Genomic DNA, 11,052 nt, shown 5'->3' with positions numbered 1-11,052 from the left:
CGAATCGCCCCCTGACTCAGGGGGGAACGATATCCGGCCGCGCCCGGATATCTCCCAAAATTTGCTTCGCAAATCTTGGGCCCCGCCGTTGCGCTTCCACACCCCCATTCGCATCTGCGATGCGAATCGCCCCCTGACTCAGGGGGCTGGGGCGCCATGAGACCTGACGTAGGAGCGGCGTCAGCCGCGATGGGGCTTTCATGGGGCGACCGGATCGCGGCGCGCAGGGGCGTGCGAAACGGCGCGAACGCGTTATAGTCGCGGCCATGGAGACTGGGGACGCATCGGTGCAGAGCGCCGACATCACGCAGCTGCTGGGGGCCGCGCGCGCCGGCGATCGCGGTGCGTTGGACTCGGTGCTGGCGACGCTCTATCAGGAACTCCACACGATGGCGCGGCGCCAGCTCGCCGGCCAGCACGGCCATACCCTGGACGCGACCGCGCTGGTCCACGAGGCCTATCTGAAGCTGGTCGGCCGCCGCGAGGCACAGTTCGACGACCGCGCCCACTTCTTCGCCTATGCCGCCTCGGCGATGCGCAGCGTGGTCGTCGACTACGCGCGTCAGCGTCTGGCGCAGAAGCGCGGCGGCGACCTGCACCGGGTCACCGATCTGCCGGAGGACCTGGAAGGCGGGCTGCGCCTGGACGAGGACACGCTTGGCCTGGACACCGCGCTGACCCGTCTGGCCGATGTCGACAAGCGCCTGGCCCAGGTGGTCGAACTGCGTTATTTCGGCGGCCTGTCGGAACTGGAGATCGCCGGTCTGCTCGAGCGTTCCGAGCGCAGCATCCGCCGCGACTGGCAGAAGGCGCGGCTGTTCCTGCTGGCGTCCCTGAAAGAGGACTGAGCGCGATCGGTGCCCGTACCGGGCATGTCCTCCAGGAGCGGCGCGGGCCGTGATCGGACATCGGTCGCACCCCTTGGCGGCTCACGCTGTGGCTATGGTTGACTGAATCCATGGACGCCGAACGCTGGCAACGCCTGTCCCCGCTGCTCGACGCCCTGCTCGAGCTGGAGCCTCCCGCGCGCGTCCGCCGACTGGAGGAGTTGCGCCGGGAGGACGAAGCGCTGGCGGCCGAGCTGGAGTCGTTGATCGCGCTGGAGGAGGCCAACGGCGACTTCCTGTCCGAACCGCTGGTGATGCCGCCCAGCGGCGTCGACGTCGGCAGCGAGGTCGGTCCGTACCGGCTGGAGAGCCTGCTCGGCGAGGGTGGCATGGGCCAGGTCTGGCTGGCCTCGCGCGCCGATGGGCTGTACCAGCGGCGGGTCGCGCTGAAGCTGTTGCGCCCGGGCCTGACCAGCCACGACCTGCGCCTGCGCTTCACCCGGGAACGCGAGATCCTGGCCCGCCTCGCCCATCCCAACATCGCCCGCCTGCTCGATGCCGGCATCAGCGCCGACGGCCTGCCCTACCTGGCGCTGGAGTACGTCGACGGCACCCCGATCACCGACTACTGCCGCGACAACCGGATGCCGCTGGACCGGCGGCTGCGGATGTTCCGCCAGGTCTGCGACGCGGTCAGCCACGCGCATGCGAACCTGATTGTCCACCGCGACCTGAAGCCCTCGAACATCCTGGTGACCCCGGCCGGCGAGGTGCGCCTGCTCGACTTCGGTATCGCCAAGCTGCTCGACAGCCAGGCCCAGGCGCCGGAGCAGACCGGCACCGGCATGCGCGCGTTCACCCTGCACTACGCGGCGCCGGAGCAGATCCGCGGCGAGCCGGTGACCACGATGACCGACGTCTACTCGCTGGGCGTGGTCCTGTACGAGCTGCTGACCGACCACAAGCCATACCGGCTCAAGCGTCATTCCGATGCCGAATGGGAGGAGGCGATCCTCACCGCCGACCCGGTGCGGCCGTCGGCCAGCGTGCTGCGCGATACCGCCGGTCAGGCCGATCGCCGCCAGCAGCGGCGACGCAGCCGGCTGCTGGCCGGCGACCTCGACAACATCGTGCTCAGGACGATGGCCAAGCGGCCCGCGCAGCGCTATCCGTCGGTCGAGGCATTGTCCCAGGACGTCGCCCGCTTCCAGGCCGGGCGGCCGGTGCAGGCGCGGCCGCAGGGCATCGGCTACCGGCTGCGCAAGTTCGTCGCCCGCCATCGCTGGGCGCTGGGTTCGGCGATCCTGGTCGCGGCGGTGCTGACCACGGCATTGGCGATGATCGCCTGGCAGGCGCGCCAGTCGGTCGCCGAGGCGGCGCGCGCGCAGGCGCTGCAGGACTTCATGGTCGGCCTGTTCGAGAACGTCGGCGGCCGCCGGCTCGGCGAGCCGATGGACCTGGACCAGTTGCTCGACGACGCCGTCGCGCGCGGCAACCTGCAACTGGCGCGCGAGCCGCGCGCGCGCGCCGAGTTGCTGGGCGTGGTCGCGCGCCTGCGGGCCGGGCTCGGCGACTTCGAGCAGGCGCGGACGCTGCTCGACCAGCAGGCCGCGATCATCGCGCTGACCCCGGACATTCCCAACAGCCTGCAGTTGGAGTCGCTGAACCAGCGCGGCCGGGTGCTGCGCCTGCTGGGCGACCCGCAGGGCTGCATCGCGCTGATGCAGCCGGCGCTGGCGCTGGCGCGTCGCGAGCAGTCGCGGTTGCCGCCGCAGGCCGCCGATTTCCATACCCAGCTGGGGCGTTGCCGGCGCGCGGTCGGCGAGCGCCAGAGCGCGCGCCAGCTGTTCGAGCGCGCGCTGGCGTTGCGGCGCGGGATCGAGGGCGACCGGATCGGGGCGATCGAGAACCAGATGGACCTGGCCGGGCTGCTGGCCGAGGACGGCGACGTGCGCGGCGCCCTGGCCGCCTACGAGGATGCCGGTCGGCAACTGCGGGAGCGGGTCGGCGCACGCCATGCCCTGAGCATCGAGATCGGCCGCGAGCGCGCCGCGCTGGAAGCCTCGCTGGGCCGCTTCGATCCGGCGCGGCGGATACTGCAGCAGTCGCTGCAGACCGCGCTCGACGTGCACGGCCCCGGCCACGAGACGACCCTGGCGGTGCGCGGGCAACTGGCCGGCCTGGACTTCGACACCAGCCGTTTCGCCGCTGCCGACGAGCAGCTGCGCGAGGTCCATCGGCTGCGCCTGGCGCGGCTCGGTCCCGATCACCCGGAGCTGGTGGCCGACGATATCCGGTTGGGCCGGATCGCCTGGGAGCGCAACGATCTGGCCGCCGCCCTGGGCGAGCTGCACGAGGCATTGCGGATCGCGCGCGGCGCGCGCGCGCCCGGTCCGGTCATCGACGCACTGTTCGCCCTGGCCGAGGTCCTGCACCAGGCCGGGCGGGACCGCGAGGCGCGGCCGCTGCTGGTCGAGGCCCTGCAGCTGCGCGAATCGCTGCCCGAGGCCGCCGGCGCCGGCAACGAACTGATCGAGCCGACCCTGGGCGAGGTCGAGATCGCGCTGGGCGATCCGGTGACCGGACAGGCCCGCCTGCAACAGGCGCTCGCGCTGGCACGCCGCAGTCTCGGCGACGGCCATGCGCAGACCCTGCGGATCGAGCTGGCGGCACTGCGGTTGCGGGCGCAGGCCGGCGACGTCCAGGCCCTGGCCCGGCTCGACGAACTCGCCGGCGATGGCGATCCCCGTCGCCACCATCGCCTGCGTGCGATTGCCTGGCAGGCGGCCGCCGAGGCCGCCGCCGCGCGTTGCAGCATCGGCCAGGAGGCCGCGGGCCGGGACGCATTGCGGCGCCTGGCGACGACGCTGGAGGCCGAGCAGCCCGACGGCAGCGCGCTGCGGCGCGAGGTCGCCGCGATCGAACTGCAGTGTCTGAGCGAATGAAGGCCAGCGGCCGCGCAGCAGGGCATGCCTGCAGCCCCGGCGCGGGCTACCGCCGTGGACCTTGAACAGGCTCTCAGGGTTCGGCGTCGCGCGCCGGGGTGACCGGATCCGGCATTGCGGTCCGGCGGCTCAACCCAGCGGCAGTGGCGGTTGCACCGGTTCGATCCGGCCCTCGCCGCGCATCACCCGCTTGTACTCGGCGCGCGAGACCGACACGTAGCGGTCGTTGCCGCCGATCTCGACCTGCGGGCCCTCGTGCACGGCGCGGCCCTGGGCGTCGACCCGCACCACCATCGTCGCCTTGCTGCCGGTATGGCAGATGGTCTTGATCTCGCTCAGCTCGTCGGCCCAGGCCAGCAGGTGCTGGCTGCCCTCGAACAGCTCGCCGCGGAAATCGGTGCGCAGGCCGTAGCACAGCACCGGGATGCCGAGCGCGTCGACCACCTCGCTCAGCTGCCAGACCTGCGATTTGCTCAGGAACTGCGCCTCGTCGACCAGCACGCAGTTGAGCTTGCCGTGTTCGGCGATGTCGCGCTCGACCAGCCGCTGCAGGTCGTCGTCCTGGGCGAACGCGGTCGCGGTCGCCTGCAGGCCGATCCGCGACGCGACCTGGCCGCTGCCGGCGCGGTCGTCCAGGCGCGGGGTCAGGATCGCCACCCGCATGCCGCGCTCGCGGTAGTTGTGCGCCGACTGCAGCAGGGTGGTGGTCTTGCCGGCGTTCATCGCCGAATAGTAGAAGTACAGCTTCGCCATCGCGAAAGTGTAGGCGCGGGGGCGGAGGTTGTCAGTCGCCGCGCGCCGCCTGCCGCTTCGCCACCGCCGCCATCCAGCGCGTGGCCATCGCCGGCGAAGTCGCGCAGACCGCGTCGTCGGTGACCGTGGTGACCGCGCGCTCCAGCAACTGGATGTCGGCCTCGTGCTGGCGGGCGACGTGCGGGTCCTCGAAGAACACTACCCGCTGGCAGCGCCGCTCCAGCACCCGGTCGGCGATCTGCGCGTCGCCGCCGAGCGGGCCGCTCTGGTAGCGCTGCACCCACGGCGTGCCGGCCGGCCAGCCGCGGCTCCAGGCCAGTTCGTTCAGGCGTTCGCCGGTGGTGCCGGTGCCGATCCGCTGGGCGAAGCCGGACAACAGGTCGAAATGGGTCGCGGCGAACGCCAGCATCGCCGGCTTCATCGCATCGTGGGCGATCAGGGCCAGGGTCTGGTCGCGGTGCTCGAACAGGCGGTCGGCGCCGGGGTCGGCGGCGAAGCCGGCCAGTATCCGTTCCTGTTCGATCCAGGCGCGCGCCGACGCCACCGTCGACACGAACGGCTTGCCGTGGATCACGCACTGGCGCTTGAGCGCGACCGCCTCGGGGAAGGTCGAGGACGGGTCGACCGGGTCGATCAGGTAGATCGCGCCGTCCAGTTCGCGCACCTGGCCGTCGTCTTCCAGGCCGACGACCTCGGCGACCAGCTTCATCAGCCCGCCGTCGCGGCCGTAGGGATAGCGATGCAGACCGCGGTAGCCGGCGAGCATGCCCGCCGCGGCGATCGCGTCGTGGGTGCGACCGACCGCGTGCAGGCCCAGCTGCAGTTCGCGGATGCCGGGTTCGCAGGCGCGCAGCCAGCGGAACAGCGCCGCGTCCTCGCTGGCGTGGTGCAGGCGGTTGGCGGCCAGGCCGATGCGCATCGGCGTTTCCTCCCGGCAACGGGATGTTGCGCTGCAATAGGAGGCGCCAGTCTATGCCGGCCGGCAGGACGATGCGACAACGCCGGGATGGCGGTCAGTCGGACTTGGAAACCGGTCCGACCCGGACGTCGCCCTCAAGCAGGCGGTCCTGCTCCCGCCAGTAGCGGGCGAGCCGCGTCAGGCCGCCTTCCTGGCCGTAGAGTTCGTCGGGCGAGCCGGCGACCGAGGTCGCGTAGGCGGCCGCGTTGTTGCCGGTGTCGGCGTCGAAAAGGAGGTTTGCCGGGCCGCCACCGGTTTCCAGCCTCTGATTGCGGTAGCCGACCCGGCTGCCGGTCATGCCGCGGGCGAACCGGCGCATCTCGGCCTCCGCGCGCGGCATCGCGACGGTGTCGCCGTAGCGCGTGTAGGCGTCCGGCCCCTGCGCAAGCACCTGTGTCTGCTCGGCCGCCGACAGGGCCGCCCACATCTTTTCCCGGATCGCCAGCAACCGCGGATTGCCGCGCTCGGCGGCGAGATCGCTCCAGATGTAGGCGCGGACGCGATCGACGGGTGTGCCGACGCCGTGCCAATGCATCAGGCTGAGGTAGTGCTGGGAGAACTTGTCGGCGTAGCCGGCGGCACGCTCGAACTGATACAGCGCTTGTTCCGGGCGGTCGTCGACGTAGTGCTTGAGGCCGCGCAGCCGCGCCTCCTCGTTGGGCCGGCCGCGCGCGGAGACCAGCATCGCATCGATTTCCATGAAGCCGGCGTCGGTCAGCGGCAGCCGCTGCGTGGACGGGTCGTCGGCCAGGGCCGGAAGCGCGGCGAGCAGGCCGGCGAGCAACGCCGGCACGAGCAGGGGCGCGAGTCTGTGGGGACGGTTCATGAGTCTGCTCCTCCGTCGGTGTGGTGGAACGTTTTTCACGATACGCCTGGCCAAACGCGCGCTGCGGACCGATTGTCCGCGGCCGGTCGGGGCCAATCCGCCGCGTCGGTGATCGGGCCTGCCCGCGATGGCTCCGCTACACTGTCGCCCGCACCAGGAACCCCCGCATGCACGGCCTCAACCCCCCCCAACGCGCCGCCGTCGAGCACACCGACGGTCCCCTGCTCGTGCTCGCCGGCGCGGGCAGCGGCAAGACCCGGGTGATCGTCGAGAAGATCGCCCACCTGATCGCGTCCGGACGGATGCCGGCGCGGCGCATCGCCGCGATCACCTTCACCAACAAGTCGGCGAAGGAGATGAAGGAGCGCGTCGGCAAGCGCATCCGCGGCGACGCCGCCGAGGGCCTGACCGTCTGCACCTTCCACGCGCTGGGCCTGAAGATGCTGCAGATCGACCACGCCAAGCTGGGCCTGCGGCGCGGCTTCAGCGTGTTCGACTCCGACGACAGCGCCGCCCAGATCAAGGACCTGCTGCCGATGGACGGCAAGTCCACGGCCGTCAAGAACGAAGCGCTCGACAACGCCCGCAACCTGATCTCCCGCGCCAAGAACGCCGGCCTGTCGCCGGAACAGGCGCTGGCGGTCGCGCGCTCGCAGCGCGAGGTCGAGGCGGCGCAGCTGTACGCGCGCTACCAGGCGCGGCTGAGCACCTTCAACGCGGTCGACTTCGACGACCTGATCCGGCTGCCGGTCGAGTTGCTGGAGAACGACGAGGACGCGCGGCTGGGCTGGCGCGAGCGGATCGGCTACCTGCTGGTCGACGAGTGCCAGGACACCAACGACGCCCAGTACCGGCTGTTGAAGGCGATCGCCGGCCCGCGCGGCCTGTTCACCTGCGTGGGCGACGACGACCAGTCGATCTACGCCTGGCGCGGCGCCAATCCGGACAACCTGCTCTCGCTGGGCGTCGACTATCCGGCGTTGCGGGTGATCAAGCTCGAACAGAACTACCGCTGCTCGAACCGGGTCCTGCGCGCGGCCAACGCGCTGATCGCGCACAACCCGCACGAGCACCTGAAGACGCTGTGGAGCGAGAACGCCGACGGCGAGCGCATCCGCATCTGGGAGTGCAAGGACGGCGCCCACGAGGCCGAGAAGGTTGCCGCCGAGATCCATTTCGTCGCCACCGCCAAGCGGGTGGAGTGGGGCGAGTTCTGCATCCTGTTCCGCAGCAACCACCAGAGCCGCGCGCTGGAGAAGGCGCTGCAACTGTTGAAGGTGCCCTATCACCTGACCGGCGGCACCGCCTTCCTGGAGCGCGGCGAGGTCAAGGACGCGCTGGCGTGGCTGCGCCTGGTCGCCAATCCCGACGACGACGCGGCGTTCCTGCGCGCGGTGCAGGCGCCGCGCCGCGAGGTCGGCGCGACCACCCTGGCCAAGCTGGCCGAGATGGCGCGGAAGGCGCACATGCCGATGTCGCGCGCGGCCGAGTCGGTCGGCGTGCTCAAGCAACTGGCGCCGCGCGCCGGCAACGCACTGGACGGTTTCGTCGGCATCGTCCGCTCGCTGCGTGGCGACGCCCAGCGGCTGGCCCCGGCCGAGCTGGTGCGGGTGCTGGTCGAGAAGAGCGGCCTGCTGGCCTCGATCCGCGCACAGTGCAAGGACGAGGCCTCGTTCCAGCGCCGCAAGGCCAATCTGGAGGAGCTGGCCGACTGGTTCGAGGGCGGCAAGGGCAGCGGCCCCGGCGAGCTGGCCGCGCAGCTGGCGCTGCTGTCGCACGCGGACAAGGGCGAGCCCGGCAACCAGGTCCGGCTGATGAGCCTGCACGCGGCCAAGGGTTTGGAGTTCCGCTACGTGTTCATCGTCGGCATGGACGACGGCACCCTGCCGCACGAGGTCGCGGTCGAGGAGGGCAGCCTGGAGGAGGAGCGCCGGCTGCTGTACGTCGGCATCACCCGCGCCAAGCAGCAGCTGTGGCTGTCGCACTGCCGCGAGACCCAGCGCTGGGGCGACCGCATCCGCCTGCAGCCCAGCCGCTTCTTCGATGAGCTGCCGGCGGCGGAGATCCAGCGCGACGGCGCCGATCCCGAGGCCGACGCGGCGCGCAAGCAGGAGCGCGCCCAGGCCGGCCTGGCGGCGATCCGCGCGCTGCTGGAGGAAGGCTGAGCCGCAGCCGCGGCGCCCCTCGTGTTTCCTACGGCGCGGGCTCGGGCGGCAGCAGCGATTGCAGCCGGGTCCTGAGCTCGGCCACTTCGGCTTCCAGCGCCGCCACCCGCGCCTCCAGCGCGGTTTCGTCGGCCCGATCGCGCACCGGAGCGTCGTCGTCGCGGGTGGCGGCCGTGGCCTCGACGCTCACCGGCCCGCACAGCAGGTGCGCATAGCGGTCCTCGCGCTGACCGCCGCCGCGCGGCAGCTGTGTCACCAGGGGCGGGCTGCGCTGGGCGAGGCGTTCGAGGTGATGGCGCACGTCGTCGATGTCCTCGAACCGGCTCATGCGCTCGCTGCGCGCCAGCAGCTCGTGGGCGGTCTGCTGGCCGCGCAGCAGGAGCAGGCCGAGCAGGACCACCTGTGGACGGACCAGGCCCAGCGCCGCGTCGGCCAGATGCGCGTAGCGTTCCGCGCGCGAGGAGAAATGCTGCTTGGCCAGGCCGGCCTGTTCGAGCTGGCGCAGCGCATGCTGCACCTCGCCCGGATCCAGGTGCATCACCGGCTCGCGCGCGGTCTTCTGGTTGGCGGCGGCCTGGGCCGCGTTGACCGTGAGCGGATACACGTCGGGCGTGGTCGCCTCCTTTTCGATCAGGCAGCCGAGCACGCGGGCCTGATGCGCGGAAAGCCGTGGCAGCGGGGTATCCATCCGGGGTCCTGTCATGGGGAGGAACCCTAGCCTCCGATATACTCGCCGCCCCGTTCAAGCCGGATCGCCAGATGCGCCGTATTCCCGTCCTGTCCCTGCTTGCCGTGTCGGTTCTCGCGCTCGGCGCCTGCAAGCCGGTGTCCTTCACCGCGCCCGAGCACGAGGCCGAGCCGCAGCGCTCCGCGGCGACGCCGGCCGCCGAGGTGCCCGCCGACGACAACCTCAATGCGGTGCTGTGGGTGCAGACCTCCTCCGAGTACGGCGCGCTGACCGAGCAGACCTACAAGGCCGCCGCCGACCATCTGGACAAGGCCTTGTCCGAGGCCCACTGGGACGCGCTGGTGCCGTCCGAGCGCGCCGGCACCGCCGGCCTCGACGGCTCGCTCAAGCCGGCGGTGATCATGGACGTCGACGAGACCGTGCTCGACAACTCGCCCTACCAGGCGCGCCTGATCCGCGACGGTCAGGCCTACGACGAGGTCAGCTGGGCGGCCTGGGTCGCCGAGAAGAAGGCCAAGCCGGTCCCGGGCGTGCTCGACTTCGCCACGGCGGCGGCGGCCAAGGGCGTGACCATCCTGTATCTGTCCAATCGCGCCGAACACCTGCAGGAAGCGACCCTGGCCAACCTGCGCACGGTCGGCATGCCGGTCGCCAACGACGAGGTATTCCTCGGCCTGGGCACCTTCGTCGAGGGCTGCGAACAGAACGGCAGCGAGAAGGCCTGCCGTCGTCAGCTGGCCGGCCGCCAGTACCGGGTGCTGATGCAGTTCGGCGACCAGCTCGGCGACTTCGTCGAAGTGGTCGACAACACCGATGCCGGCCGCGACGCGCTGATGGAGGAATACGGCGACTGGTTCGGCGAGCGCTGGTGGATGCTGCCGAACCCGACCTACGGTTCGTGGGAGCCGGCCGCGTTCAACAACGACTGGAGCCAGCCGATCGAGGTGCGCCGCGCCGGCAAGCGCGCCGCGCTCGACATGGCGCCTTGATTGAATTTCAGATAATTCAATAAATTCAATTATTTGAATTGTGCAATTTAAAGTGTTGCATCAGCATTGCCGGGCGGGTAGGCTTATCCCCGTCCGGCGCTGCCGGAGCCATGCCACAACTCGCTAGTCCTCCGGACTCGTGCCGGATTTGAAGGAGGCCACGGCCTCCTTTTTCTTTGCCCGCGCGTTGCAGATCGGCCGGCGGTGCGGCGGCCTTGTCCGATCGGGTCATTCCAGGGGCAGGGTGGCGGGTTGTGACGACAGTCGCAGGAACCCGCCTTGTACCTGCGTGGCCCGGACGCCAAGATGCGGCCAGCGATCGGGGAGCGCTGCGTCATGCCAGGAATTCCAACCGCCGTGCCGGGGCCGGCATATCGAAGCCGGTGGCTGGCCGCCGTCGCTGCGCTCGCGCTGGTGCTGGCCGCCTGCCGGGCGGGTCCGGGCGACGATGAGGCCGAGGCGGTGCCGACGCGGCCGACCGAGGCGGTCGCGCAACTGGTCGACGACCTGCGCCGCGACGATCTGGTCGCCTACGCTCGCCACGCGGTGCCGCCGGCGCTGCATGCGCGCCTGCAACTGGCCTGGAGCGAGGGGCGCACGATCTGGCCGCTCACCGAACTGCCGCTGGACGAGCAGTTCCCGGCGATGATCACCGCGCTGGCGGCGCCGGACGCGGAGAAGCAGTTGATGGCCAGCTACGACCGCCAGTTCGCCGGCGCCGACCGCGAGCTGCGCGCCACCGCCTCGGCGTTGGGCCTGTTCGCGACCCAGTTCATCGGCAGCGAGCCCGGCTACAGCGAGGCCGAGCGCGAGCACTACGTGCAGGTGGCGGCGGCGATCAGCGGTTGGGGCCAGCGCGCGCCGCTGGCCGATCGCAAGCGCGCGCAGCCGGCACTGGCCC

General features: G+C 71.2%; 8 protein-coding genes and 1 pseudogene. 5 read left to right on the top strand and 4 right to left on the bottom strand.

Translation table 11 applies throughout. From position 1 onward, the window contains the following. The first annotated feature begins 266 nt into the window (after positions 1-266). A complete protein-coding gene (locus FKV24_RS06405; RefSeq protein ID WP_111265135.1) occupies positions 267-848 on the top strand; it encodes an ECF-type sigma factor in 582 nt (193 codons plus the stop codon). Positions 849-958: 110 nt separating this feature from the next. Beyond that, complete coding sequence (locus FKV24_RS06400; RefSeq protein WP_141481793.1) at positions 959-3,772, top strand: serine/threonine-protein kinase; 2,814 nt, start codon at positions 959-961, stop codon at positions 3,770-3,772. Between the two features lie 129 nt (positions 3,773-3,901). On the opposite strand, the gene FKV24_RS06395 is transcribed toward FKV24_RS06400, so the two are convergent. From FKV24_RS06395 to FKV24_RS06385, 3 genes are all read right to left on the bottom strand, one after another. Continuing rightward, the gene (locus tag FKV24_RS06395) at positions 3,902-4,525 is read right to left on the bottom strand and encodes a thymidine kinase (protein WP_111265137.1); all 624 of its coding nucleotides are present in this window, start codon (positions 4,523-4,525) and stop codon (positions 3,902-3,904) included. Positions 4,526-4,556: 31 nt separating this feature from the next. Beyond that, complete coding sequence (locus tag FKV24_RS06390) at positions 4,557-5,444, bottom strand: methylglyoxal synthase (protein ID WP_141481792.1); 888 nt, start codon at positions 5,442-5,444, stop codon at positions 4,557-4,559. Between the two features lie 94 nt (positions 5,445-5,538). Further along, entirely contained in the window at positions 5,539-6,309 is a 771-nt protein-coding gene (locus tag FKV24_RS06385) for an SEL1-like repeat protein (RefSeq protein WP_141481791.1), read from the bottom strand. 167 nt (positions 6,310-6,476) lie between these two features. On the opposite strand from FKV24_RS06385, the gene FKV24_RS06380 reads away from it, so the two are divergent. Beyond that, positions 6,477-8,474: a UvrD-helicase domain-containing protein gene (locus tag FKV24_RS06380; protein ID WP_141481790.1), complete on the top strand. Its 1,998-nt coding sequence runs from the start codon at positions 6,477-6,479 to the stop codon at positions 8,472-8,474. Positions 8,475-8,502: 28 nt separating this feature from the next. On the opposite strand, the gene FKV24_RS06375 is transcribed toward FKV24_RS06380, so the two are convergent. Continuing rightward, the gene (locus tag FKV24_RS06375) at positions 8,503-9,162 is read right to left on the bottom strand and encodes a YceH family protein (RefSeq protein WP_141481789.1); all 660 of its coding nucleotides are present in this window, start codon (positions 9,160-9,162) and stop codon (positions 8,503-8,505) included. Between the two features lie 71 nt (positions 9,163-9,233). On the opposite strand from FKV24_RS06375, the gene FKV24_RS06370 reads away from it, so the two are divergent. Together FKV24_RS06370 and FKV24_RS06365 are read left to right on the top strand one after the other, a co-directional pair. After that, positions 9,234-10,151: a 5'-nucleotidase, lipoprotein e(P4) family gene (locus FKV24_RS06370; protein WP_141481788.1), complete on the top strand. Its 918-nt coding sequence runs from the start codon at positions 9,234-9,236 to the stop codon at positions 10,149-10,151. A gap of 336 nt (positions 10,152-10,487) precedes the next feature. Then, positions 10,488-11,052 (top strand): annotated as a pseudogene (locus FKV24_RS06365) (hypothetical protein); the annotation flags it as partial.

Origin of the sequence: Marilutibacter maris, assembly GCF_006546735.2 — a bacterium.
GTDB classification, from domain to species: domain Bacteria; phylum Pseudomonadota; class Gammaproteobacteria; order Xanthomonadales; family Xanthomonadaceae; genus Marilutibacter; species Marilutibacter maris.
This window is presented reverse-complemented; position numbering and strand designations above follow the sequence as displayed.

What these genes read in the sequence shown, in the direction of transcription:
- FKV24_RS06370 (WP_141481788.1), top strand. Translation starts at nt 9,234, where the DNA reads ATGCGCCGTATTCCCGTCCTGTCCCTGCTTGCCGTGTCGGTTCTCGCG.
- FKV24_RS06385 (WP_141481791.1), bottom strand. Translation starts at nt 6,309, where the DNA reads ATGAACCGTCCCCACAGACTCGCGCCCCTGCTCGTGCCGGCGTTGCTC.
- FKV24_RS06380 (WP_141481790.1), top strand. Translation starts at nt 6,477, where the DNA reads ATGCACGGCCTCAACCCCCCCCAACGCGCCGCCGTCGAGCACACCGAC.
- FKV24_RS06400 (WP_141481793.1), top strand. Translation starts at nt 959, where the DNA reads ATGGACGCCGAACGCTGGCAACGCCTGTCCCCGCTGCTCGACGCCCTG.
- FKV24_RS06395 (WP_111265137.1), bottom strand. Translation starts at nt 4,525, where the DNA reads ATGGCGAAGCTGTACTTCTACTATTCGGCGATGAACGCCGGCAAGACC.
- FKV24_RS06390 (WP_141481792.1), bottom strand. Translation starts at nt 5,444, where the DNA reads ATGCGCATCGGCCTGGCCGCCAACCGCCTGCACCACGCCAGCGAGGAC.
- FKV24_RS06375 (WP_141481789.1), bottom strand. Translation starts at nt 9,162, where the DNA reads ATGGATACCCCGCTGCCACGGCTTTCCGCGCATCAGGCCCGCGTGCTC.
- FKV24_RS06405 (WP_111265135.1), top strand. Translation starts at nt 267, where the DNA reads ATGGAGACTGGGGACGCATCGGTGCAGAGCGCCGACATCACGCAGCTG.